Source organism: Croceicoccus sp. BE223, assembly GCF_031457155.1.
In the GTDB taxonomy this organism is placed as follows: domain Bacteria; phylum Pseudomonadota; class Alphaproteobacteria; order Sphingomonadales; family Sphingomonadaceae; genus Croceicoccus.
In genome coordinates, this window is record NZ_JAVDWB010000002.1 from 298192 (window position 1) to 321461 (window position 23270).

A 23270-nucleotide genomic window follows, 5' to 3' on the forward strand; every position below is an offset into this window, starting at 1 on the left:
TTGTTTTCGCTAATGTGACGAAATGAATATGACGATGATACGACAAGCATTTGACAAACTGCCGTAAATTTCACGCCCGATCAGTTGGTTGTCGGTTCGGGCGAATCGGATGCCGGTCCGCGCCGAAGGCGGAACATTGCAGTTTTATGACAGTGTGACGTTTTTGTTGCAGATCGGGGGGATGCGGGTGATCCTCGGCTCATAGAAGTTGGGAGAAAGCCGATGGGCCTTGCCGTTATCCTTGCCGCCGCCCTTGCCGCACAGCCGGCGATTCCGGCTGCCGACACCGCATCGAACGTCGAGAACGTCGATGTCGCCTACACCGAACTCGTCGATGGCCGCGATGCTGAAGCGTTGCACAAGCTCGAACAGTCCGCGCTCGTCCAGGCCGGCGATCCGGCTGCGCTGATCAACCTCGGCACCGCCTACGCGCGCGCGGGCGAAGAAGCCAAGGCACGCGCCAGCTTCGCCGCGGCGATGGCCAGCCGCGATCGCTACGTCCTCGAACTCGCCGATGGCACCTGGGTCGAATCGAAGGTCGCCGCCCGCATGGCCAGTGCCGCGCTCGGCGCCGGTGCGGTCCTCGCGCAGAAGTAGACCCGCCGACCGCGCCCGCGGTCCCTCCCCGGCTTGTTCCCCCGGCAAAGGCGATCCTTGCGGCCAGTCCGCAAGGATCGCCCTAACCTTGCAGAAATCGGTGACGATCTCGTCATACGTCTGTCATCAACCTCGCGCAGACGGGCGGCATGCAATGCGCGAGTCGTTCCTCCAGCCTGATCCGTAACGGACGGGCGCTGCCCGTTCTGGCCGGCGCCCTTCTGGCGTGCGGTCTTGCCCCTGCGTCGGCCCGCGCCGACGTGATGGAGATCGGCGCTAGCGGGGCGGTGTGGGTCGCGGGCGGGCCGCAGCTTCCCGCAGCGTTCGGCCCCGATGCCGACGCCCTCGTCCCCGACGATGACGCCGGAGCCTTCGCCGATCCCGCGCTGGCCGGCAACCGGGCTATGGTCACCGATGCCGCCGGCACCGCCGGTCCCGCCCGCTGGCAGGCGCGGGTGGCCGAGTTGGCCGCCAAGTACGACATCAGCCCCGCCCTCTTTGAAGCGCTCGTCTGGCAGGAAAGCCGCTGGAACGAGGGTGCGCGATCGCCCGTCGGCGCCCGCGGCCTCGCCCAGCTGATGCCCGGCACCGCCGCGCAGATGGGGGTCAATCCCGACGATCCGCACGCCAACCTCGAAGGCGGCGCGCGCTACCTGCGCCAGCAACTCGACACCTTCGGCGGCGACATCGAAAAGGCGCTGGCCGCCTACAACGCCGGGCCGGGCCGCGTTCACCGCGCCGGCGGCGTTCCCGCCATCACCGAAACCCGCAAATACGTCGCCGCGATCATGGCGCGACTGACCGATCCTGTCCGGAGATAACAAACCGATGCGCACATTCCGCCCCGCCCTTTTCGCCGCGGCCCTTTTCGCGACGCCCAAGGCCGCCTTCGCGCAGGCCGCCGCCGATCCCAACGGCTCCGGCCCGATCGTAGCCGCGCTCGGCTGGATGCAGGGCACGCTGCTCGGCAACGTCGCCACCGCCGTCGCGGTCATGGCGGTCGCCGCCGTCGGCTTCATGATGCTGACCGGCCGGATGAACTGGCGCTTCGGCGCCACCGTCATCATCGGCTGCTTCATCCTGTTCGGCGCCGGTGCGATCGTGTCGGGCATCCAGTCGACCGCCGCGGTCAGCTGATGAGCCTCGTCCGCCATCCGGTGCATCGCGCGCTGACGCGTCCGCAGATGTTCGCGGGCGTGACATATAACTTCTTCATCATCAACGCGGCCCTGACGACAGAGATCTTCCTCATCACGAAGAGCTTCTGGGCGTTGCTGGCCGCGCTGGCGATCCATGTCGTCGGCTATCTCGCCTGTCTTCGGGAGCCGCGCGTCTTCGACCTGTGGCTGACCAAGGTGAGCCGATGCCCGCGCGTGCCCAACTGGCAGCGCTGGGGTTGCAACAGCTACGCGCCTTAAGGGGGGCCGCACATGCCGAAGCTTTCAACGATGCTGCCCTGGTCGGCCAAGGAGACCAAGGCGGGCGACCGGCTGCCATACCGCGCGCTGATCGACGAGAACGTCGTGCTGCTGCGCGACGGTTCGCTGATGATCGGCCTGATGGTGCCCGGTTTTGCGTTCGAGACCGCCGATACCGCCGAACTGAACGCCCATGCCGCGACCCGCGAGCTGCTGCTGCGCAGTGTCCTCGACGCGCGCTTCGTGATGTACCACCACGTCATCCGCCGCCGCGTCCACATCGAACTGGAGAGCCGCGCCGACGATCCGCTGGCCGCGCATATCGACGATGGCTGGCGGCGCAAGCTGGCGGGCGGTTCGCTCTACGTGAACGACCAGTTCGTGACGCTCGTCCGCCGCCCCGCTCGCGGCAAGGCGGGGCTGGTCGAACGCCTTGCCCGGAAATCGAAACGGCGGGGCGACAGTGTCGAGGCCGATCCGGCGGACCTGCGCAGCCTGCGCGCGGCGGCGACCTCGCTGGTCGCCTCGCTGGGCGAATACGGCGGGCGGTTGCTGGGCGAATACGGGGGCGCCAACGGCCCCTGCTCCGAAGTGCTGGAAATGCTCTCGGCGCTCGTCAACGGCGAGATGCGGCCCGTGCGCCGCCCCGCAGAAGGCACCGACATCGGCCAGATGCTGCCCTACAAGCGGCTCAGCTTCGGCCTTGACGCGCTGGAACTGCGCGGTGCCGATGCGCGCCCGTCGTTCGCCGCGATGGTCAGCCTGAAGGACTATCCCGACACCACCGCGCCGGGCCTTGTCGATGCGCTGCTGCGCCTGCCGTGCGAGCTGGTGCTGACCGAAAGCTTCGCCCCCGCCGACCGGCAGATCGCCCGCGAACGCATCGACCTGTCGCTGCGCCGCCTGCGCTCCGCCGACGAGGAAGCAATGGCCGAACGCCGCGAGATGTCCGCCGCGCGCGACGCGTTGGGCACAGGCTCGGCCGGCTTTGGCGACCATCACCTGTCGCTTATGGTCCGCGCCGCCGATCTCGACACGCTGGACGAGGCGAGCGCGACCTGCGCCGCCGCTCTTGCCGATGCGGGCGCGGTCGCGGTCCGCGAGGACGTGAACCTGGAGCCTTCGTTCTGGGGCCAGATGCCCGGCAACGAAGGCTTCATCGTGCGCCGCGCGATGATTTCCACCGCCAACATGGCCTGCTTCGGCTCGCTCCACGGCTTTGCCATGGGCCAGCCCCACGGCAACCACTGGGGCGAGGCGGTGACGCTGCTGCAGACCACCAGCCTGACGCCGTTCTTCTTCAACTTCCACAATGGCGATCTCGGCAACTTCACCGTCATCGGCCCGTCGGGTTCGGGCAAGACGGTGGTGATGAACTTCCTCGCCGCACAGGCGCAGAAGTTCAATCCGCGCACCGTGCTGTTCGACAAGGATCGCGGCGCGGAGATCTTCGTGCGCGGTATCGGCGGCAACTACAGCCGCATCGCCGCCGGACACCCCAGCGGGTTCAACCCGCTGGCCCTGCCCGACAGCCCGGCCAATCGCGCGTTCCTGCGCGAATGGCTTGGCGTGCTGCTGAAGGTTTCGGGCGCGGAAGAGGAGGCGATGGTCGCCGCCGCCGTCGACGCCGCCTTCGCCAACGATCCGGCGCTGCGCCGCTTGCGCTATTTCCGCGAGCTCCTAGCCGGCACGCGCCGTCCGGAACCGGGCGACCTTGCCAGCCGGCTCGATGCCTGGATCGGCGAAACGGGCCATGGCGGGGGCGAGCACGGCTGGCTGTTCGACAACCAGCAAGACGAACTGGACCTGACGGCCAGGACGGTCGGCTTCGACATGACCGCGCTGCTGGAAAACCCCCGGCTGCGGACGCCGGTGATGATGTACCTGTTCCACCGCATCGAGGGACGGCTGGATGGCGAGCCGACCATGATCCTCATCGACGAGGGGTGGAAGGCGCTCGACGACGAGGTGTTCGCCCACCGCATCCGCGACTGGCTGAAGACGCTGCGCAAGCGCAACGCGCTGGTGGGCTTTGCCACCCAGTCGGCGCGCGACGCGCTGGAAAGCCGGATCGCCACTGCGCTGGTCGAACAGACCGCGACGATGGTCTTCATGCCCAACGCCCGCGCCCGGGCAGAGGATTACTGCACCGGCTTCGGCCTCACCGAACACGAGTTCGAGGTCATCCGTTCGCTCCCCGCGCACAGCCGCTGCTTCCTGGTGCGGCAAGCCGATGCCTCGGTCGTCGTCCGGCTCGACCTGTCGGGCATGCCCGACGTGCTGACCGTCCTGTCCGGGCGCGAAAGCACGGTGCGCAAGCTCGATGGGCTGCGCGAACGGTACGGCGATGCGCCGGCCGCATGGTATCCGGCGCTCACCGGCTCGGCCTGGCCCGAAGACCGGAATGGCGACGACGCCTTCGGCGGCGACATGTGGATCGAGGCGGCGGAATGAGCGCCTGCCAGGACCTGGCGATCAATGCCTCGGCGGGCGTCGGCCCGGCGCTGGGCGCGGTCGACTGCTTCGCCAACCAGACGGCGGCGAACGCCTTCGGGCGGCTGTTCGGCACGCAAGGCTCGCTGCTGCCCGCGCTGACCATCCTGCTGACGCTCTATATCGCGTTCTTCGCGATCTCGCTGCTGACCGGTCGCACCCGGCTCGGCATCTCGGCACTGACTCCCCGGATGATGACGCTTGGCCTCGTGCTGACCTTCGCGACCAGCTGGGTCGCCTACCAGGGCGTGGTCTGGAACCTCACCATCGGCAGCGCCGACCAGCTCGCCGCGATCCTGACCGGCACCAACGGTTCGGCAACGGCCGCCTTCGCGGGCAAGCTCGACCTCATCTTCAACGCCATCGCCGCCACCGCGAGCCAGACCGGCCAGGGCGCGCAGGCCGTCGCCGGCGGACCGGGGCTCGCCTCGCCCACCGGGGTCATGTGGCTGGCGGCGATGATCCTCCTCCTCGGTACTGTCGGCGTGCTGGTGACCGCGCGGATTGCGCTGGCGATCCTCCTCGCGGTTGGTCCGGTCTTCGTCGTGCTGGCGCTGTTTGGCGGCACGCGCGGGCTGTTCGTGGGTTGGCTGCGCGGGCTCGTCATGACCGCGATCACGCCGCTGTTCGTCGTCGTCGGCGGCTCGATCACGCTCGAACTCGTCGTCCCGCTCGTCGCGGGACTGGCCACCGGGGCAGAGATCAACGGGCAGGCCGCCATCGGCCTTTTCCTCGTCGCCTGCGTCCACATGGCGCTGATGATCATGGCGGGCCGTATCGGCGGCACGATGGTCGCCGGGTGGACGGTGTTCGGCCTGGCCGGGCAGAGCGCAGCGGAACGCGTGCCGGCCGTACCGGTCACCATCGCGCCGCAGGAAACCGCCGCCGCCGCCGCCGCGGCACAGGCCGCAGGCTCGCGAGAGCGGACCATCGTGGCGCCCGCCGCGGCCCCCGGCGCCAGCACGCCTGCCCCTGCCGCCGCATCGCATCGCGAAACCCGCGTCGTCACCGGCCCGGCGCCCCAGTTCAATCCTTCGCTGCCGCTGCTTCCGGCGCAGCGCGCGCGCGGGGTCGGAAGCCGCTTTCGCGCCGCCCCCAGCACCATCCGGGAGATGAAAGCATGACCCGCCCCTTGCGCACCGCCGTGCTGATCGCGGCGCTCGCCGCCAGCACCGCCGCGCAGGCCGAGAACCGGCCCCTCGAAACGCGCCCCGCCGCCTCGGCCCCGTCCGATCCGCGCCTGGTCAGCCGCCTCTACAACCCGAACGAGGTCGTTGCGATCGAAGGTCGCCTCGGCGTCCAGGCCTCGATCGAATTCGGCGAGGACGAGCGGATCGAGAACGTCGCCATCGGCGATTCCGAAAACTGGCAGGTGACCCCGAACAAGCGCGCGAACCTGCTCTTCGTGAAGCCGATCGCGGCCCGGGCGCAAACCAACCTGACGGTGGTGACCGACCGCCACACCTACTACTTCGACCTCGCGTCTAGCGCCACGGCGCGTCCGCTCTATGTCCTGCGCTTCACTTATCCCGCCGAAGCCGACAAGCCGAAGAGTGAGGTTCAGCAGGCATCGCTGTCCACCGACGAGAGCGCGATCCTTTCGGGCACGCTCGAAGGGCAGGAGCCGGTCGACCCCTCGCAGCTCAACTTCGCTTGGGAAAGCAAGGGCTTCCAGAAGCTGCTGCCGCGCCGCATCTACGACGACGGCGCGTCGACCTACCTGGCGTGGGGGCCGAAGCAGGACGTGCCCGCGATCCTGATCCTCAACGAAAAGGGCGAGGAAGGGCCGGTCAACTACGCCGTGCGCGACGGGGTGATCGTGATCGAGGACGTGCCCGCGCAGATCGTGCTGCGGTCCGGCAGCGCGAAGGCGACGCTCGTCAATGCGCAGCCGGCATCGCGCCTGGCCGCCGCCGCGCCTGCCAAGGGGAACTGAGCATGGCGCGCCATTCGAACCTCGCCGAAAAGCGCTTCGTCGCCAACGATATCGATCCGCGCGACGAAGGCGGGGCGCAGGTCATCGATCTCGCCACGCGCAATGTCCTGCCCACCGTGACGCAGCGGCGCAAGAGCGACAGCCTCGGCCTCGTCGCCGGAATCGCCATCGTCGCGGCGCTGGGCGGCTTCACCTTGTGGAGTCTCGATTCGGTGCGAAGCGGCCCGCAACAGCAGCCCGCCGCGCCGGCGCCCGCGCCGCAGCAGGCCGCGGCCCCTGCGGTCGCGCCGCCGATGGCCCCGCCGGTGGCCGCCCCTGCTGCCCCTGCCCAGCTTGCCGCGCCCGCACCCTCGCCGGTGCTCGCCGCGCCGCCGCAGACCGGGATCGCGATGGCGCCCACGTCCAATCCGCATGCCAGCCCGACCATCGTTTTCGATGCGAGCGGCCTGCCCGTTCCCATGGTCGGCCCTGCCGGCCAGGCCGGCAGCGCCGGCGAAGGCAACAGCAACGAGAGCTTCGCCGCCCGCCTCGGCGCGGTCGGCGGCACCAAGGCGACGGCGGAGGCCAGCTTCGACCCGCGCACCACGGTGACGCAGGGCACGCTGATCCCGGCGGTGCTGGAAACCGCCATCAACACCGACGTCCCCGGCTATGTCCGCGCGGTCGTCAGCGCCGACGTGCGCAGCTTCGACGGGGCACGGGTGCTGGTGCCGCGTTCGTCGCGCCTTATCGGCGAATACAAGAGCGGGCTCCAGGCGGGGCAGAAGCGCGCCTACGTCATCTGGACCCGGCTGATCCGGCCCGACGGCGTGTCGGTCAACCTCGCCTCGCCCGCGATCGGGTTCGGCGGCGAGACCGGGCTGGCCGGCAAGGTCAACGGCCACTTCTTCCAGCGCTTCGGATCCGGCCTGCTGCTGTCCATCGTCGGCGGTCTGGCCACCGGCGGCGCGGGCGTCATCCTGGGCGGCGGGCAGTCGGCGGCGAGCGAGGCGGTCAGCCAGAACGGCAAGATCGGCCCGACGATCCGGGTCCGGCAGGGCGAGCCGATCCGCATCTTCACCGCCAAGGACCTCGACTTCTCCAAGGTCGCGACCAAGTGAACGCGACGGTCCTGCCACTGGGCCTGCCGGGAATGGACGTGCGAACCGATGTCGAGGGCGTCTCCGAACCGGCGGCAGCCCCGGCGCGCAGCGTCTATCTCGACGCCTACCTCGCCCCGTTCCAGCCGTGGCTGGCGCGGCAGAGCGTGACCGAGATCCTCGTCAACCGTCCCGGCGAGTTGTGGATCGAGGACGGCGAGCAGCCCGGCATGCAGCGCATCGCCGTGCCGGCCATCGACGACCGTCTTCTCCAGCGCCTGGCCGAACAGGTCGCGCGGATCAGCCATCAGGGTATCAACCGCGAACACCCGCTGCTGGCCGCGACGCTGCCGGGCGGAGAGCGCATCCAGCTCTGCGGACCGCCCGCCACCCGCTCCGGCTGGGCGCTGGCGATCCGCCGCCACCGCACGCTCGACCTGCCGCTGGAGGCCTATGACCGCGGCCCCATCCTGCCGCGCGCCGATGCCCCCATGCCCGATCCGCTGATGCAGCCCATCGCGTTCCTGCGTGAGGCGGTCCTGCGCCGGCAGACCATCCTGATCTCGGGCGGCACCTCGAGCGGGAAGACCACCTTCCTCAACGCGATGCTGAGCGAGATCCCCTCGACCGAACGCGTCGTCCTTGTCGAAGACACCGCCGAATTGCGGCTGCCCGGTGCCAACGGCGTCGGCCTGACCGCGATCAAGGGCGATCTCGGCGAAGCGAAACTGACCGCGAACGACCTTGTCCAGGCCGCCTTGCGCTTACGTCCCGACCGGATCGTGCTGGGCGAGTTGCGCGGGATCGAGACCGTGTCGTTCCTGCGCGCGATCAATACCGGGCATCCCGGCTCGTTCTCGACCGTCCACGCCAACACCCCGCGCGGCGCGCTGGAACAGCTGGCGCTGATGAGCATGCAGGCCGGCATCGGCCTCACCCGGCGGGAAACGATCGAATATGCCTCGTCGGTCATCGACGTCATCGTCCAGCTCGACCGGCAGGACGGCAAACGCGGCATCGCCGCCATAGCTCGGCCCAGCGAGCTGACCTGACCGGCGAACATCGCCGACAGTTGAGGACCGTCGCGGAGTCTTGTGATCAGGCACTCGCTGACCGACAAGCGCCGGCAGCGTATGGGAAGTTGGAGCGGGTAGCGGGAATCGAACCCGCATAGCCAGCTTGGAAGGCTGGAGCTTTACCACTAAGCTATACCCGCCCGCGACGCAGCGCCCGGCTTGCGGTCTGCGCTTGCCATTGCCGGGGCTTGCTCGTCAACGCCTCTTTGCATTTTCCGGCCCGGCTTTCCTTTGCGTTAGTTTCGGCCAGCGCCTGTCCCGCTAGGATGCCGGGCCTGTGCAGGACTTTTCGGGAGACACGAGCATGCAGGTTATCGTTGCAGGTTGGATCAAGATGGCAGGCCCGGCCTCGCCCACCTTGCAGTCCGCAACGGGGCTGATCGAGGCCGCGCTCGCCGAGGATGGCTGCCTCGACTACGAGTGGGCCGTCTATCCCGACAGGCCCGACACGATCCTGGTGTTCGAGCGGTGGGAGACGGTGCAGGCCCTGATCGCCCACCTTAACGCCCCGCCCTATTTCGAAATGGGAGGCCACCTCGAAAAGGCGGGCATCGCCGGTGCCGACGTGCTGGTCCACTCGGTTCAGGGCACCCAACCGATCTACGGCGACGACGGCCTCATCGCGGAAGAGATCTTCGGCACGAAGACGCGCTGATCCGCAAACCGTCATAACGGGGCATCGTACGAGAAAGGGCCGCCGGATCGTCTCCGGCGGCCCCTTTTCCTGTGCCCGTCAGGCGCGTGACGCTCAGTGCTTCACGTTGCGCCAGACGTTTCGGTACGCGAGGTAGGCGAGGCCCGTCAGGATGATCAGGAAGATCACCACCGGCCAGCCGGTCTGGTGGCGCTTCGCCAGGGTCGGCTCGGCGGTCCAGACGAGGAACGCGGACACGTCCTTCGCCATCGCGTCGAGGTTGTTCGGCGAACCGTCGTCGAACGTGACCTGCCCGTCGCTGAGCGGCGGCGCCATCGCGAGGTTCAGGTTCGCGAAGTACGGGTTGTAGTGCAGGCCGTCCGGCGTCTTGGCGTCGGGGAACTGCTTGAGCAGTTCGGCCGGCTGTTCCTGGTAACCCGTCAGCAGCGAATAGACATAGGCGGCGCCGTCGTGGCGGGCCTTGGTCATCAGCGACAGGTCTGGCGGGATCGCGTTGTTGTTCGCGGCGCGCGCGGCGATGTCGTTGGCGAAGGGCTTGGGGAAGTAGTCGGTCGCCACGCCCGGACGGGTGTTCGCCTCGCCGGTCACCGGATCGACGCCGGGCACCTGCCAGGCGGCGGCCTCGGCCTTCACCTGCGCTTCGCTGTAGCCGAGCTGCTGCAGGTCGCGGAAGGCGACGTGGCGCAGCGAGTGGCAGGCCGAGCAGACTTCCTTGTAGACCTTGTAGCCGCGCTGAAGCTGTTCGATGTCGAACTTGCCGAACGGCCCGTCGCTGGCAAGGTGCAGCGCCTTGGGGTGCTTGTGGAATTCGTGCTCGACAGTGGGCAGGGCGGGTTCGGTCGCGGCCGAATAGGCCCCGACGGCGAAGGTGACGAGCAGCCAGCCGGTAAAGAAAAGGCCGACGAGGATACCGATGAGGCGGACCATGTGTCTGTTTCCCTTGTCGGCCGGTTACGCGGCGTGTGCTTCGCCGTGCTTGGCGAGCACCGCTTCGGTGATGGAATTGGGCAGCGGCTTCGTCTTCTCGACCATCGAGACGATGGGCAGGATGAGGAGAAAGTGCGCGAAGTAGTAGGCCGAAGCCAGCTGGCTCAGCATGACGTAGGGTTCCTCCGCCGGCGCGCCGCCGCAGTAGAACAGGATCGCCATGCAGGGCACGAAGCCGAACCACCAGAACTTGCGCATCGTCGGACGGAAGCGCGAGGACCGGACCGGCGAGGTGTCGAGCCAGGGCAGGAAGAACCAGACCAGGATCGCCGCGAACATCGCCAGCACGCCGAGCAGCTTCGCCGGTACGAAGAAGAAGTCGAAGGTGAAGGCGCGCAGGATCGCGTAGAACGGCCAGAAGTACCATTCGGGAACGATGTGCGCCGGGGTCGAGAGCGGATTGGCCGGGATGTAGTTGTCCGGGTGGCCCAGGTAGTTGGGCAGGAAGAACACGAAGATCGTGTAGAGCACCAGGAACGCGGCCAGTCCGAAGCCGTCCTTCGCCGTGTAGTACGGGTGGAACGGCACGGTGTCCGATTCCTGCTTCACCTCGACGCCGGTCGGGTTCGACGAGCCGGGGATGTGCAGCGCCCAGATGTGCAGGATGACGACACCCGCGATCACGAAGGGCAGCAGGAAGTGCAGCGAGAAGAAGCGGTTCAGCGCGGCGTTGTCGGGGGCGAAGCCGCCGAGCAGCCAGACCTGCAGCGGCTCACCCACCAGCGGGATCGCGCCGAACAGGCCGGTGATGACCTTGGCGCCCCAGAAGCTCATCTGGCCCCAGGGAAGCACGTAGCCCATGAACGCGGTCGCCATCATCAGCAGGAAGATCGTGACGCCGAGCAGCCAGATCATCTCGCGCGGGGCCTTGTACGAACTGAACAGGAAGCCGCGGAAGATGTGGATGTAGACCACCACGAAGAACGCCGACGCGCCGTTGGCGTGCGCATAACGCAGCATCCAGCCCCAGTTGACGTCGCGCATGATGTGTTCGGTCGAATCGAAGGCGACCAGCGCGTTGGGCGCATAGTGCATCGCCAGGACAACGCCGGTGACGATCTGGATGACGAGGCAGAAGCCGGCGAGCACGCCGAAGTTCCACCAGTAGTTGAGGTTGCGCGGCACCGGGTAGCCCGCGCCGATCGCGTTGTAGACGAGGCGCGGCAGCGGCAGCTTCTCGTCCAGGAACCGCATCAGCGGGTTGGTCGGCTGGTAATGGTTCGCCCAGGGAAAGCTCATCTCTTCAGTCCTCAGCCGACTTTGACGGTGGTATCGGAAGTGAATTCGTACTCCGGAACCTGCAGGTTCAGCGGAGCGGGGCCCTTACGGATGCGGGCCGCGGTGTCGTAGTGCGAACCGTGGCAGGGGCAGAAATAGCCGCCGAACTCGCCCTTCACCTCGCCCTCGCCCGCGCCCAGCGGCACGCAGCCGAGGTGGGTGCACACGCCCATGGTGATGAGCATGTCCTCATGCCCTTCCTTGGTGCGCTCCTCCAGCGTGGCCGGATCGCGCAGCGAGCCGATGTCGACCGCGTTCGCCTCGGCGATTTCCTTCGGCGTCAGGCGGCGCACGAACAGCGGCTGCTTGCGGAAGACGGCCTTGACCGCCTGGCCCGGCTGGATCGCGGACACGTCGAGTTCGGTCGAGCTTTCGGCCAGCACGTCCTTCGACGGGGCCATCTGGCTGATCAGCGGATAGAGCACCGAGAGAGCGCCGACGCCCCCGAACGACACGGCGGCGATTTCGATGAAGTCGCGGCGACGCACGCCGCCGTCTTCACCGTCCGCCACCCGCTTTTCCACGGGAGGGTTGTCGATCGTCGCCTCTGCCATGCCTGGCCATCCCTGATCTGGCCGTCCGGCACAATCGCCGGACAGGAAGGTTCGTATTACCCGGAGTGCGTCCGCCCCCGGACTTGCACGGAGACCCCGCACGCATGGGCAATTCGCCCCATGCAGGACCCGTCTTGGCGCGCCTCATAGACAGGCCGCACGGATTTTCCAACAGGCATTTTAGCCAGATTCCGCATGCGCGAAGCCCGAGCTTTGCGGCCAGGCAGCGGAGCGGGCGGCGAGCACGCGGAAAAGCGTGCCCATCTCGGCAGGGTCGACCAGCCGGTGCAGAGCGGTGGCGAGGGATTCGGCTTGGGCGGGATTCGCCCGCGCCAGCGCCGCCGCGCGCTGCCCGATGCCCAGCGAGAGCAGGAAATCGCCCTGCCCCGCGACTCCGTCGACGACGAGGCCGCCGTGTCGCGCCGCGCTGGCCAGGGCCCCGAAATCGACGTGCGCGGTCAGGTCCGCCGTGCCCGGTGCCGCAAAGGGGTCGGTCCTCTGGTGCCGGGCCACCGCCTGGAAGGTCGAACCGTGGCGCAGCACCTCGTACCCGTAGTCGATCGCCAGGATCGCCCCCCCCTGCGCCGCGACGCGTTCGGCCAGCGCGGCCATGATCGCGCTGGCGGCGGGACACGTCTCGATCAGGGCGCCGTCGGGCGCATCGGCGAGATCGGCGGGAACAGCGGCGTCCATCGGCCGGTCCCCGGCGACGGGCACGAGGACATCGCCGGCAAGCCCCACCATCCGCTCGCGCCAGCCCTGCGCCGTCTTTACCAGTTGCCGGATCGGCAGAGCGTCGAAGAATTCGTTGGCGACGACCAGCAGCGGGCGGTCGTCTGGCAGGGTGTCGATGTCGTCATGGTGGGTCACCGCGCCGAGCAGCGCCGACTGCGCGGCGCGCAGCACCGGCGACCCTTCGACGAGGTGCACGTCCGGCCGTCCGGCCGCCCGCGCCAGCACCCGCAGCGAATCGCGCGCCAGCGTGCCGCGACCGGGGCCGAGTTCGACATAGGCGGAATCCATCCGCCCGGCTCGCGCCCTGAGGTCGGCGAGCCAGCCGCCGATCATCTCGCCGAACATCTGGCTCACCTCCGGCGCGGTCACGAAATCGCCCGCTGCGCCCAGCGGATCGCGCACGGCGTAATAGCGGGCATTGGCCTCGGCCATGTATTGGCCGAGCGGGATGGGCCCGAAGCGGCGGATCAGGCGCTGGAAATGCGCGCCCAGATCGCCTTCGTCACCATCCTGGCGATTGGCCTCCACCGGCGTACGGTCAGGCGTGGTCGCGGGTCGGGGCATCGCCAGTGGCAGCATCGCCCTGGGGGGCGTTCACCGCAGTGCCGCGCTGGCCGATCGGCGGCCTGGTCAGCGCCCAGATCGCCATGCCGACACCGATGGCGATCATCGGCAAGGTCAGCCACTGGCCCATCGACAGGCCGGTCGCCTGCGCGAATTCGGCCAGCTGCGCATCGGGTTCGCGGAAGAACTCGACCGTGAAGCGGGCCAGCGCGATGCAGGCGCCGAACACGCCGACGAGCAGGCCGGGGCGATAGCGGGCACGCGTCAGCCAGAACAGCGAGAGCATGATGACGATGATCGCCAGCCCTTCCAGCCCCGCCTCGTAAAGCTGGCTGGGGTGGCGCGGCAGCGGCCCGGCGCGCGGGAAGACCATGGCCCACGGCACGTCGGTCGGCCGGCCCCACAGCTCGCCGTTGATGAAGTTGGCGATGCGGCCGAGGAACATGCCGAAGCCGACGTTGACCGCGATGTAGTCGCAGACCCGGATGAAGTTGAGCTTGCCGCGCCAGCACACCCAGGCGATCGCCAGCGTCACGCCGATCAGCCCGCCGTGGAAGCTCATGCCCCCGTTCCACAACTGCACCAGCTGGTCCGGATTGGCCCAGAGCGAGGGTTCGTAGAACGTGGCATAGCCCAGCCGACCGCCGACGATGATGCCCAGCGTGCACCAGAAGAACAGGTCTTCGGCGTGGCGCTGCGCCATCGGCGCGCCCGGCTGCTTAAGCATCTTCGTCAGGTGCAGGTAGGCGAGGACGATGCCGACCAGATACGCCAGCGAGTAGTAGCGCAGCGTGAAGAAGCCGAGATCGATGCCCGGGCGCAGGCCGAGGTCCGCCCAGTGGATCGGTTCGGGCGCCGTCTGGGCCGCGGCAGCTAGCATTTCGAGCAAGGGGCTGACTTTCCTTCGGTTCCGGCTCCGGTCCGATTCGGGGTCCGATCGGGTGCCCGATCGCAGGTAGCCGGTGGTTCGGGCGCGCTTTTGGCACAGCGCCGCCGCCGATGGTAGGGGGCAGTCGATGCCGGGGCGGACGCGATGGCCACTTCCCTTGGCCGCGTCGCACCCGATATAGGATGCAGGCCCGCTCCGCCCGGCGTCACGAAGGACCCCACTTGGCCAGTTCCCGCATTCCCAACCAGCGCGCCATCGTCGATCGCCGCGGCCTCGCCGCCCGGCTGGACGCGGCGGTGGCCGAGATGCCCTCGTTCGACCGCAAGCCGATCGTGGCGATGCTGCGCGACGCGCTGGACAAGGGCCGCCTGGAAATCGCCGCGCGCCTGGCCGAGGAGCCCGCCGCCGGGCACAAGGCCGCCGCGGCGCAGGCCTTCCTGATCGACCAGCTGGTCCGCGTCATCCACGACCACGTGATCGACCACGTCTATCCCCTGGCCAACCGGTCCTCGGGCGAACGGCTGACGATCATCGCGGTCGGCGGCTACGGACGCGGCGAGATGGCGCCCCAGTCCGACGTCGACATCGGCTTCATCACCCCGATCCGGAACACCGCGTGGTGCGAACAGGTGATCGAGGCGATGCTCTACTACCTGTGGGACCTGGGGCTGAAGGTCGGCCACTCCAGCCGCACGCTCGACGACATGGTGCGCATGGCGAAGCAGGACCTGACGATCCGCACCGCCATGCTGGAATCGCGCTTCCTGTGGGGCGACCAGGACCTGTTCGAACAGGCGCGGGTGCGCTTCTGGTCCGACGTCGTTCGCGGCACCGAACGGCAGTTCATCGCGGAAAAGCTGGAAGAGCGGGAGGCGCGGCACAAGCGCATGGGCGATTCGCGCTATGTCGTCGAACCCAACGTGAAGGAGGGCAAGGGCGGCCTGCGCGACCTGCACACGCTCTACTGGATCGGCAAGTACATCCACCGCGTGCGCGAACCGGCCGAGCTGGTCGGCGCGGGGCTGCTGACGCAGAGCGAATATCGCGCCTTCCGCCGGGCCGAGAACTTTTTCTGGGCCGTGCGCTGCCACATGCACATGATCACCGGGCGGGAGGAAGACCGCCTGACCTTCGACCTGCAGCGCGACGTCGCCGGGCGGATGAACTTCGTCGACCGGCCCGGCAGCAGCGCGGTCGAACGCTTCATGCGGTTCTATTTCCTGCAGGCCAAGCGCGTCGGCACGCTGACCGGCGTGTTCCTCGCGCAGATGGACGAACAGTTCGCGCAGAAGGCGAGCCGCAAGCTCTTCTCGCGCCTGCGCGAGCGCAAGCGGACGGTGAAGGGCTTCACCATTTCGGGCGGGCGCATCAACGTGCCCGGCGACACCTTCTTCCAGAAGGACCCGGTCCGCCTCATCGAGATCTTCACCCTCGCCAACAAGGAAGGCGTGGAGGTCCATCCCGACGCGATGCGCATCGCCGATCGCGACGCCGCGCTGATCGACCGGTCGGTGCGAAACGACCCGCGCGCCAATGCGCTGTTCCTCGATCTCCTCGCCAGCCACGACAATCCGGAACTGGCGCTGCGCTGGATGAACGAGGCGGGGGTCTTCGGCCGGATCATGCCCGAATTCGGCCGGGTCGTCGCGCAGATGCAGTTCGACATGTACCACCACTACACGGTGGACGAGCACACGATCCGCGCCATCGGCACGCTGGGCCGGATCGAGGCGGGCGAAGTCGCCGAGGCGCATCCGCTGTCGACCCAGCTCCTGCCGAAGCTGAAGCACCGCCGCGCGCTCTACGTCGCGACGCTGATGCACGACATCGCCAAGGGCCGCGGCGGCGATCACTCGGTGCTGGGCGCGGAGCTCGCCGAAAAGGTCGGCCCGCGCATGGGTCTTTCGGCAGACGAGACGGAGCTGGTCGCGTGGCTGGTCCGCCACCACCTGCTGATGAGCGCCACGGCCTTCAAGCGGGATCTGTCCGACCACAAGACCATCGTCGATTTCGTCGAGGTGGTGCAGTCGCTCGAACGCCTGCGCCAGTTGCTGATCCTGACGGTGGTCGACATCGGCGCGGTCGGCCCCGGCGTCTGGAACAGCTGGAAGGGCCAGCTGCTGACCGACCTCTACTACGCGGCGGAGGAACGCATCCGCCTCGGCCACAAGGTCCACGGGCGCGAACGGCGGATCGAGATCAAGCAGCAGCAGGTCGCCGACTTGCTGGGCGAGGACAGCGGCCTCGTCACCAGCATCGGCGCGCAGATGCCGCCATCGTACTGGATCGCCGAGGCCGAGGACGTCATCGCCGCCAACCTGCGCCAGCGCGAGGCGATGGGCAGCGCGCCGCTGTCGATTGAGACCCAGTACTACGCCGCGCGCGGCGCGACGCTGGTGACCGCGATGGCATCGGATCATCCGGGCCTGTTCAGCCGGATCTGCGGCGCAATCCACCTGGCCGGCGGCAATATCATCGACGCGCGCATCCACACGACGCGCAACGGCCTCGCCGTCGACAATTTCCTGGTGCAGGATCCGCTGGGCCGCCCCTTCCGCGAGGACGGGCAGATGCAGCGGCTGGTCAAGGGGATCGAGGACGCGCTGGCCAACCGGGTCAAGCTGGTGCCGCAGCTTGCCGCCCGGCCCACAGCGCGCACCCGCGCCCACGCCTTCGATGTCGCGCCGCGGGTAGAATTCGATAACGAGGCGTCGAACCGCTACACCGTGGTCGAGGTCAACGCCCGCGACCGGCCCGCCCTGCTCAACCGGCTGTCGCGCGCGCTGTTCGAATCGAAGACGCTGGTGAACTCGGCCCACATCACCAATTACGGCGAGCGGGCGGCGGATACCTTCTACGTGACCGACCTTCTGGGCGACAAGATCACCAGCGAAAGCCGGCTGAGGACGCTGGAAAAGAAGCTGCTCGAAGCAGTGGAGGCGACCGAGGAAGCGGCGGGCTGACCGGCGCCCTCGCCAGGATCAGTCAGCGGGCGCATCCTTGCCGCGCGCTGCGGCTTCGGCCATCATCGCCTCGAACCGGGCATCGCCACGCAGCGGCGCCAGATCCGGGTCGATCAAGGCGTGTTTCACGAAGGCCGGGCTGAGATTGGGGATGGCCGAGGCCAGCATCTCGATAGCCCCCTCGAGATCGCCGATGCCCGAGGCCAGCGTGCAAGCGAAATTGTAACGCGCGACGTAGTTTCCGGGATCGACCAGCAGAGCGCGGTTCATCCATTCGGTGGCGCGCCGGTTCTCGCCGATCTCGGCGAGCGCATCGCTGCCCATCGCCATTGCATCGGCGTTGTTGCTGTCCTTCTCCAGCGCTTTCTCGCACCGCTCGATCGTTTCCAGCGCGGCCTCGCGGATCTGGTCCTCGCGCCCCGTTGCGCGGTAGCAGGTCATCAACATGCCACAGGCCTTGTAGCTCGTCCGGTCGAGCGCGACGCAGCGTTCGAACAGCGCGGTCGCATCCTCGAAACGTTCCTGCCGGAAGCGGATCATCGCGGCGATATTGGCGACCTCGAACGAATTGGGCCCCAGACGCAGTGCCTTTTCGATCTGGCGATCGGCTTCGTCGAGGTCGCTCTTGTGGAGCGCGATATAGGCCAGCGCGCCGTAGGCTTCGGCCTGGTCGGGATTGAGCTCGAGCGCCCGCGCCGCCGCGGCGGACCCGTCTTCGTCGGAGCCTACCAGATTGTAGGCCATCATCGTCTGGATGGTGGCCAGCAGCGCCCATGCATCGGCGTAGCCGGGATCGATCTCCACCGCACGGCGCAGGATCCGGGACATCGGAACGTAGTTCTGAATGCTCGAGCCGACGCTGTTGTTGAGCTGCTGGCGCGCCATCAGGAACAGGTTGTAGGCTTCGGGGTTCTCGGTGCCGCGCCGCTCGATCGCCTGTTTTTCGGCGGGCATCAGCTTGACCTTCATCGCCCTGACGATGGCCTGCGACAGTTCGTCCTGCAGCGCGAAGATATCGTCGAGATCGCGGTCGTAGCGCTCTGCCCAGACGTGGTTGTTCGATGCGCCGTCGATCAGCTGCGCGGTGACGCGGACACGGTTCCCGGCCCGGCGAACGCTGCCTTCGAGAACGTGGGTCACGTCGAGATCGCGCGCGACCTTGGGGATGTCGACGATCTTGTTCTTGTACGAAAAGGCCGTGTTCCTCGACACCACGCCCAGCGCCGACACCTTGCTGAGGTCGGTGATGATGTCCTCGGTGATGCCGTCGCTGAAATAGTCCTGCTCGCGGTCGCCGCTCATGTTGGAAAAGGGCAGCACCACGATCGAGACGCCCGCCTGCCGCGTCTTGACGACGGGGGCGAGCGTGTTGCCCGCCGCGCGGCGCGATCCGCCCTCGTTGCCGACCATGCCTTCGACGGTGGCGACGAATTGCTGCCACGCCGGATCGTCGCCATCGCCGCTCCAGTCAGACAGGTCCGCCGTCTGCGTCATGCGGAAGACGATCGGCAACTGGCACGGCGTGATCATGGCCGGCACCATCGTCCGCTTCTGGTCGGCCAGGGTCGCCTCCGCCCGGACCCAGCGCGAGGCGACGGCATCGGGCGACCACAGGACGACGACGGCCTTGGCGTTGCTCAGGGCTTCCTCGATCACCTCGTCGAAGACTTCCCCCGCCTGCAGCGAATTGTCCCACCAGACGACGAGGCCGCGCGCCTCGAAGGCCTCCGCGATGCGGCGGGCGGTCTCGACGTCATGCCGAGCATACGAGACGAAAACGTCCGGAGCAGACACTGGCGAATCCCCACGCAGCGTGAACCCGGGGAGTTGTCCCGTATTTCAAGTGCTTTGGCAATCGCGGGGGGCCGTAACGGCATGGCCCGCCGCCGTCGGCGTGCTTCACCCTGCCGCGCGCAACCGCTCGACCGCCCGTTCCCGCCCGATCAGCGGCAACAGCACCGCCATGTCGGGCCCGTGGTCCATCCCCGTCAGCGCGAGGCGCAGGGGCAGGAACAACGGCTTGCCCTTGCGCCCGGTCGCCTCCTTCAGCGCGCCGGTGAGCGTCTTCCACGCCTCCGCGTCCCAGGCGATGCCTTCCGCCGTCACGGCGGCCTGTGCCACGAATGCGCGGTCGGCATCGGCGACGGCCGGCGCGGGCAGGTCACCGGCGATGACGTGCCACCACGCGTGCGCGTCGCCCACTTTTTCCAGGTTGGGCCGCACCGCCAGCCAGGCCGCCTCGTCCATCCCCTCGGGCAGCCGGTCGCGCGCTTCGGCATGGTCCATGGCGTGGACGATCTGGGCGTTGACGCGCAGCAGTTCGGCCTCGTCGAAGCGGGCCGGCGCGCGCCCGAAGGTGGCGAGGTCGAACCCGTCGGCCAATGCCGGCAACGAACGTTCGGCAACGACCGGCTCCGACGTGCCGATGCGGGCCAGCACGCTTAGCAGCGCCATCGGCTCCAGCCCCTGTTCACGGAATGCATCGACGCCGAGCGAGCCCAGCCGCTTCGACAGCTTGCCCTCGCTCCCGGTCAGCAGCGCCTCGTGCGCGAAGCGCGGCGGGGTTGCGCCCAGCGCGGTGAACATCTGCAACTGGACCGCGGTGTTGGACACATGGTCTTCGCCGCGCAGCACGTCGGTCACGCCCATCTCGATATCGTCGATGGCGCTGGGCAGCATGTAGAGCCACGACCCGTCGGCCCGGCGGATGACGGGGTCGGACAGGCGGTCGCCCTCGAACGCCTGCGGCCCGCGGATCATGTCGTCCCACGCAATCGGTTCGGCGCGGTCGATCAGGAAGCGCCAGTGCGGGGCAAGCCCCTGCGCCGCCTTCTCCGCATGGTCCGCCTCGGTCAGCGCCAGCGCGGCGCGGTCGTAGATCGGCGGCAGGCCGCGACCCAGCAGCACCTTGCGCCGCAGTTCCAGTTCCTGCGCCGTTTCGTAGCAGCGATAGACCCGGCCCGCCGCGCGCAGCCGTTCGAACGCGGCTTCGTAAATGGCGAGGCGGGCCGACTGGCGCTCCTCCGCATAGGGGACGAGGCCCAGCCATGCCATGTCGCGGCGGATCGCCTCGACATGATGCTCTTCGGACCGTTCCGCATCGGTGTCGTCGATGCGCAGCAGGAACCGCCCGCCGGCACGCCTGGCGAGCAGGGCGTTGTGCAGCGCCGTGCGGATGTTGCCGACATGCAGGCGTCCGGTCGGCGACGGGGCGAAACGGGTCACGGTGGTCATGTCTTGTCGCCTAGCCGTGCGCCCGCGGGATGGGAAGGCCCGGAGCAAGCGGCAGCGTTAACGCCAGATGAATTGGGGCTTGCGGGCGTGCCTGCCGCGCAGCATAAACAGCGCCGCACCGGGGCGACACGGACAACGACCCCGGACGGACGAGAGGCAAGGATGGCTGAAACGGCGCGGGTGCACTGGTGCCCGAACTGCAGGTCGTGGGGGCATGCGCTGCGCACCCTCGTCGACCCGCGGCAGGGATACGTGACGGGACACGAGAGCGACCCAGTGTCGTTCGATTACGTGCACGAGGAACATCGCTGCAACGCCTGCGAACGGCCCTTCGCCACCGCCCGGATCACCCGATGTTCGCCCGATCACATCTGGCGCGCCCGCGGCGTGCTCGACCGGCTTCATTCCGGCGCGGAAACGGCGCGGCGGCGCGCGATCCCGCAATCCTGGGACCACCACCCCGAACTGGCGGACTTCTCGGCGGCCATCCTGAAACGCGGGGCGCTGAGCGCCTGACGCTCCGCCTACTGGCGGAACAGGAGGACGGACTGGCTGCGCGTCGGGCCGCTGATCAGCACCCCGTTCTGCTCGGTCCGCCCGACCCGTTGGGCCATGTCGATCGCCGCGACCATCGCCTCGATCTGCGGCGGCAGTTTGGCGGCACAGGGCTGCGGTTTGGGATTCATGTCGATGGTGACTGCGGGCGTGCGCTCGGTGGCGATCCGCGCACCGTTCAGCGTATAGCGCCATGCGATCTGCTGGCAGTTGTCGAACTCGATCCGGTCCGGCCCGATGTGGATCGCCACACCCCTGCTGCCCGAAAGCGGTTCCTCGTTCACGCCCGCCACACGCCATTCGCCGCGTAACGAAGCGACGGGCGGGAGCGGCGGCGGGACATCGCTGGCAGCCAGGGCAGGAGAAGTCTCGGCGGCCACGCCCGGGCCGGTAGGCTCCGCCGTCGGCGAAACATCCGGCCCCGCCTCCACGCCTTGCGAATCGGCCCCACGCTCTGCGCCCTGCCCGCACGAGGCGAGCAGGAGGGCGAGCGCTGCCATCGCGACCCGCCGCATCAGCCCGACCGGAACCGGTGGGTAATCGGATAGCGGCGGTCGCGCCCGAAATTGCGCGCGCCCAGCTTCACGCCGGGGGGCGCCTGCCGCCGCTTGTACTCCGCGACATGGAGCAACCGCTCGATCCGGGTCACGGTGTCGCGGTCGAACCCTTCGCCGACAAGCTGGTCGACGCTCTTCTCGTGCTCCACCAGCCCCAGCAGGATGCCGTCGAGCACGTCGTAGGGCGGCAGCGAATCCTCGTCCTTCTGGTCGGGGCGCAGTTCGGCGCTGGGCGGCTTGGTGATGATCCGTTCGGGGATCACCCGGCCCGCAGGGCCGAGGCCGATCCGGGGCTTGTGCTCGTTGCGCCATTTCGCGGCGCGGAACACGGTGGTCTTGTACGCGTCCTTCAGCGGATTGTAGCCGCCCGACATGTCGCCGTAGATCGTGGCGTAGCCGACGCTCATCTCGCTCTTGTTGCCGGTGGTGACCAGCATCGGTCCGAACTTGTTCGACAAGGCCATCAACGTCACGCCGCGGATCCGCGATTGCAGGTTCTCCTCGGTGATGTCGATGTTCATGTCGGCGAAGTCTTCCGCCAGCATCGCGTCGAACCCGGCGACGGCGGGCTGGATCGGAATCGTGGAAAGGCGGCAGCCGATGAGCGCGGCACACTCGGCCGCGTCGTCGAGGCTTTCCTGGCTGGTGAAGCGGCTGGGCAGCATCACGCACCACACCCGGTCCGGCCCCAGCGCGTCGGCGGCGATGGCGGCGCAGATCGCGCTGTCGATCCCGCCCGACAGGCCGAGCACGATGCCGGGAAAACCGTTCTTGTCGACATAATCGCGCAGGCCCGTGACCATCGCGCAGTAGATATCCTCCGGATGGTCGGACAACCGGTGCAGCGCGCCGGGGATGCAGGACCATCCGTTCTTGCCCTTCACCCAGCGGGTGGTGATCTCGACCTCCTCCCAGTCGGGAAGCTGCGCCGCCAGCGTGCCGTCGCCGTTGATGACGAAGCTGGCGCCGTCGAAGGCCAGTTCGTCCTGACCGCCGATGCGGTTGAGGTAGGCCATCGGCACGCCGGTATCGATCGCGCGGCGCTTGGCGACGCCATCGATACGCAGCACGTCCTTGTCGATCTCGTAGGGGCTGCCGTTGACGCAGACGAAGATCTGCGCGCCCTGTTCGGCCAGGTGGCGGCAGACCGCGGGGTGCCAGATGTCCTCGCAGATCGGCAGGCCGAGCATCACGCCGCGAAACAGCACCGGATCGGGCAGGTCGCCGGGGCTGAACAGCCGCGCCTCGTCAAACGTGCCATAGTTGGGCAGTTCGTGCTTGAACCGGGTGGCGGTGATCCGCCCGCCGTCGAGCAGCGCGACCCCGTTGTGCAAGGCCCCGTCGCGCACGAAGACGCTGCCCACCAGCATGGCCGGCCCCTCCTTCTCCGTCGCCTCGGCCAGCCGGTCCAGTTCCTCTGCCGCGCGCTCGATCAGGGCGGGCTTGAGCACGAGATCCTCCGGCGGATAGCCGATAAGGTTCATTTCCGGAAAGACGACGAGGTCGCTCTGCATCTTCGCGGCCCGCGCCAGCGCGGCAAGCATGGCCTCTGCGTTGGCACGGATGTCGCCGACGATCTGGTTGCACTGGACGAGCGTGATGGCGAGCGTTTCGGTCATGGCGTGGTTGCGGATTCCCCGTTTGGCGTCGGGCCGGATGGCATGGTGGCGAGCCGCGCCGCGGAAGCGACGCGAGCCGGC

21 protein-coding genes and 1 tRNA gene are annotated in these 23270 nt (G+C 68.3%); 12 read left to right on the forward strand and 10 right to left on the reverse strand.

The genetic code is table 11. The features are described 5' to 3' along the window. Positions 1 to 222 precede the first annotated feature (222 nt). The 9 genes from J2X37_RS05430 (at position 223) to virB11 (ending at position 8575) form a co-directional block, all read left to right on the forward strand. Positions 223 to 597, forward strand: coding sequence for a hypothetical protein (locus J2X37_RS05430; protein ID WP_310018661.1), 375 nt, complete (start codon positions 223 to 225; stop codon positions 595 to 597). 263 nt (positions 598 to 860) lie between these two features. Next, entirely contained in the window at positions 861 to 1418 is a 558-nt protein-coding gene (locus J2X37_RS05435; RefSeq protein ID WP_310018663.1) for a lytic transglycosylase domain-containing protein, read from the forward strand. Between the two features lie 7 nt (positions 1419 to 1425). After that, positions 1426 to 1734: a TrbC/VirB2 family protein gene (locus tag J2X37_RS05440; protein ID WP_310018666.1), complete on the forward strand. Its 309-nt coding sequence runs from the start codon at positions 1426 to 1428 to the stop codon at positions 1732 to 1734. Continuing rightward, a complete protein-coding gene (locus J2X37_RS05445) occupies positions 1734 to 2015 on the forward strand; it encodes a type IV secretion system protein VirB3 (protein WP_310018668.1) in 282 nt (93 codons plus the stop codon). The genes J2X37_RS05440 and J2X37_RS05445 overlap by 1 nt, the downstream gene beginning before the upstream one ends. A gap of 12 nt (positions 2016 to 2027) precedes the next feature. Continuing rightward, positions 2028 to 4469 (forward strand): VirB4 family type IV secretion/conjugal transfer ATPase, encoded by a 2442-nt coding sequence (locus J2X37_RS05450; protein ID WP_310018669.1) that lies wholly within the window; start codon positions 2028 to 2030, stop codon positions 4467 to 4469. Then, positions 4466 to 5632, forward strand: a complete 1167-nt coding sequence (locus tag J2X37_RS05455) for a type IV secretion system protein (protein ID WP_310018671.1) — start codon at positions 4466 to 4468, stop codon at positions 5630 to 5632. Before J2X37_RS05450 ends, J2X37_RS05455 begins: the two co-directional genes overlap by 4 nt. Beyond that, positions 5629 to 6444, forward strand: coding sequence for a TrbG/VirB9 family P-type conjugative transfer protein (locus tag J2X37_RS05460; protein ID WP_310018673.1), 816 nt, complete (start codon positions 5629 to 5631; stop codon positions 6442 to 6444). The genes J2X37_RS05455 and J2X37_RS05460 overlap by 4 nt, the downstream gene beginning before the upstream one ends. A 2-nt stretch (positions 6445 to 6446) precedes the next feature. Beyond that, positions 6447 to 7544, forward strand: a complete 1098-nt coding sequence (locus J2X37_RS05465; protein ID WP_310018676.1) for a TrbI/VirB10 family protein — start codon at positions 6447 to 6449, stop codon at positions 7542 to 7544. A 32-nt stretch (positions 7545 to 7576) separates the two neighbouring features. Then, positions 7577 to 8575 carry a P-type DNA transfer ATPase VirB11 gene (gene virB11, locus J2X37_RS05470; RefSeq protein WP_310019513.1) on the forward strand — a complete coding sequence of 333 codons (999 nt, stop codon included), beginning with the start codon at positions 7577 to 7579 and terminating at the stop codon, positions 8573 to 8575. 90 nt (positions 8576 to 8665) lie between these two features. On the opposite strand, the gene J2X37_RS05475 is transcribed toward virB11, so the two are convergent. Beyond that, positions 8666 to 8739: transfer RNA gene (locus tag J2X37_RS05475), tRNA-Gly, on the reverse strand. A 164-nt stretch (positions 8740 to 8903) separates the two neighbouring features. On the opposite strand from J2X37_RS05475, the gene J2X37_RS05480 reads away from it, so the two are divergent. Beyond that, a complete protein-coding gene (locus J2X37_RS05480) occupies positions 8904 to 9254 on the forward strand; it encodes an antibiotic biosynthesis monooxygenase family protein (RefSeq protein WP_310018680.1) in 351 nt (116 codons plus the stop codon). A gap of 93 nt (positions 9255 to 9347) precedes the next feature. Here the strand turns inward: J2X37_RS05480 and J2X37_RS05485 are convergent, their stop codons facing one another. The 5 genes from J2X37_RS05485 to lgt form a co-directional block, all read right to left on the reverse strand. Continuing rightward, positions 9348 to 10181, reverse strand: a complete 834-nt coding sequence (locus J2X37_RS05485; protein ID WP_310018684.1) for a cytochrome c1 — start codon at positions 10179 to 10181, stop codon at positions 9348 to 9350. Positions 10182 to 10205: 24 nt separating this feature from the next. Further along, entirely contained in the window at positions 10206 to 11480 is a 1275-nt protein-coding gene (locus J2X37_RS05490) for a cytochrome b/b6 (protein WP_310018686.1), read from the reverse strand. An 11-nt stretch (positions 11481 to 11491) separates the two neighbouring features. Further along, positions 11492 to 12073 carry a ubiquinol-cytochrome c reductase iron-sulfur subunit gene (gene petA, locus J2X37_RS05495; RefSeq protein ID WP_310018688.1) on the reverse strand — a complete coding sequence of 194 codons (582 nt, stop codon included), beginning with the start codon at positions 12071 to 12073 and terminating at the stop codon, positions 11492 to 11494. Positions 12074 to 12253: 180 nt separating this feature from the next. Next, positions 12254 to 13372, reverse strand: coding sequence for an SAM-dependent methyltransferase (locus tag J2X37_RS05500; protein ID WP_310018690.1), 1119 nt, complete (start codon positions 13370 to 13372; stop codon positions 12254 to 12256). After that, complete coding sequence (gene lgt / locus J2X37_RS05505) at positions 13347 to 14252, reverse strand: prolipoprotein diacylglyceryl transferase (RefSeq protein WP_310019516.1); 906 nt, start codon at positions 14250 to 14252, stop codon at positions 13347 to 13349. Before lgt ends, J2X37_RS05500 begins: the two co-directional genes overlap by 26 nt. A 230-nt stretch (positions 14253 to 14482) precedes the next feature. Between lgt and J2X37_RS05510 the strand changes: the two genes are divergently transcribed. After that, complete coding sequence (locus tag J2X37_RS05510) at positions 14483 to 17224, forward strand: [protein-PII] uridylyltransferase (protein WP_310018692.1); 2742 nt, start codon at positions 14483 to 14485, stop codon at positions 17222 to 17224. 18 nt (positions 17225 to 17242) lie between these two features. Here the strand turns inward: J2X37_RS05510 and J2X37_RS05515 are convergent, their stop codons facing one another. Next, positions 17243 to 19018, reverse strand: coding sequence for a TIR domain-containing protein (locus J2X37_RS05515; RefSeq protein ID WP_310018694.1), 1776 nt, complete (start codon positions 19016 to 19018; stop codon positions 17243 to 17245). A gap of 105 nt (positions 19019 to 19123) precedes the next feature. Further along, positions 19124 to 20458: a glutamate--tRNA ligase gene (locus J2X37_RS05520; protein ID WP_310018697.1), complete on the reverse strand. Its 1335-nt coding sequence runs from the start codon at positions 20456 to 20458 to the stop codon at positions 19124 to 19126. Between the two features lie 162 nt (positions 20459 to 20620). Here J2X37_RS05520 and J2X37_RS05525 point away from each other — a divergent pair, with 162 nt between their 5' ends. Then, positions 20621 to 20974, forward strand: a complete 354-nt coding sequence (locus J2X37_RS05525) for a hypothetical protein (protein ID WP_310018699.1) — start codon at positions 20621 to 20623, stop codon at positions 20972 to 20974. 8 nt (positions 20975 to 20982) lie between these two features. Here the strand turns inward: J2X37_RS05525 and J2X37_RS05530 are convergent, their stop codons facing one another. Then, complete coding sequence (locus J2X37_RS05530) at positions 20983 to 21513, reverse strand: hypothetical protein (protein WP_310018701.1); 531 nt, start codon at positions 21511 to 21513, stop codon at positions 20983 to 20985. 14 nt (positions 21514 to 21527) lie between these two features. Next, entirely contained in the window at positions 21528 to 23189 is a 1662-nt protein-coding gene (locus J2X37_RS05535) for an NAD+ synthase (protein ID WP_310018703.1), read from the reverse strand. Positions 23190 to 23270: the final 81 nt, after the last annotated feature.

Excerpts from the sequence above, each read along its gene's own strand:
- J2X37_RS05445 (WP_310018668.1), top strand. The coding sequence starts at position 1,734 with ATGAGCCTCGTCCGCCATCCGGTGCATCGCGCGCTGACGCGTCCGCAG.
- J2X37_RS05460 (WP_310018673.1), top strand. The coding sequence starts at position 5,629 with ATGACCCGCCCCTTGCGCACCGCCGTGCTGATCGCGGCGCTCGCCGCC.
- J2X37_RS05455 (WP_310018671.1), top strand. The coding sequence starts at position 4,466 with ATGAGCGCCTGCCAGGACCTGGCGATCAATGCCTCGGCGGGCGTCGGC.
- J2X37_RS05440 (WP_310018666.1), top strand. The coding sequence starts at position 1,426 with ATGCGCACATTCCGCCCCGCCCTTTTCGCCGCGGCCCTTTTCGCGACG.
- J2X37_RS05535 (WP_310018703.1), bottom strand. The coding sequence starts at position 23,189 with ATGACCGAAACGCTCGCCATCACGCTCGTCCAGTGCAACCAGATCGTC.
- J2X37_RS05480 (WP_310018680.1), top strand. The coding sequence starts at position 8,904 with ATGCAGGTTATCGTTGCAGGTTGGATCAAGATGGCAGGCCCGGCCTCG.
- J2X37_RS05450 (WP_310018669.1), top strand. The coding sequence starts at position 2,028 with ATGCCGAAGCTTTCAACGATGCTGCCCTGGTCGGCCAAGGAGACCAAG.
- J2X37_RS05490 (WP_310018686.1), bottom strand. The coding sequence starts at position 11,480 with ATGAGCTTTCCCTGGGCGAACCATTACCAGCCGACCAACCCGCTGATG.
- virB11 (WP_310019513.1), top strand. The coding sequence starts at position 7,577 with ATGGACGTGCGAACCGATGTCGAGGGCGTCTCCGAACCGGCGGCAGCC.
- J2X37_RS05530 (WP_310018701.1), bottom strand. The coding sequence starts at position 21,513 with ATGGCAGCGCTCGCCCTCCTGCTCGCCTCGTGCGGGCAGGGCGCAGAG.
- J2X37_RS05435 (WP_310018663.1), top strand. The coding sequence starts at position 861 with ATGGAGATCGGCGCTAGCGGGGCGGTGTGGGTCGCGGGCGGGCCGCAG.
- petA (WP_310018688.1), bottom strand. The coding sequence starts at position 12,073 with ATGGCAGAGGCGACGATCGACAACCCTCCCGTGGAAAAGCGGGTGGCG.
- lgt (WP_310019516.1), bottom strand. The coding sequence starts at position 14,252 with ATGCTAGCTGCCGCGGCCCAGACGGCGCCCGAACCGATCCACTGGGCG.
- J2X37_RS05430 (WP_310018661.1), top strand. The coding sequence starts at position 223 with ATGGGCCTTGCCGTTATCCTTGCCGCCGCCCTTGCCGCACAGCCGGCG.
- J2X37_RS05525 (WP_310018699.1), top strand. The coding sequence starts at position 20,621 with ATGGCTGAAACGGCGCGGGTGCACTGGTGCCCGAACTGCAGGTCGTGG.
- J2X37_RS05500 (WP_310018690.1), bottom strand. The coding sequence starts at position 13,372 with ATGCCCCGACCCGCGACCACGCCTGACCGTACGCCGGTGGAGGCCAAT.
- J2X37_RS05485 (WP_310018684.1), bottom strand. The coding sequence starts at position 10,181 with ATGGTCCGCCTCATCGGTATCCTCGTCGGCCTTTTCTTTACCGGCTGG.
- J2X37_RS05520 (WP_310018697.1), bottom strand. The coding sequence starts at position 20,458 with ATGACCACCGTGACCCGTTTCGCCCCGTCGCCGACCGGACGCCTGCAT.
- J2X37_RS05465 (WP_310018676.1), top strand. The coding sequence starts at position 6,447 with ATGGCGCGCCATTCGAACCTCGCCGAAAAGCGCTTCGTCGCCAACGAT.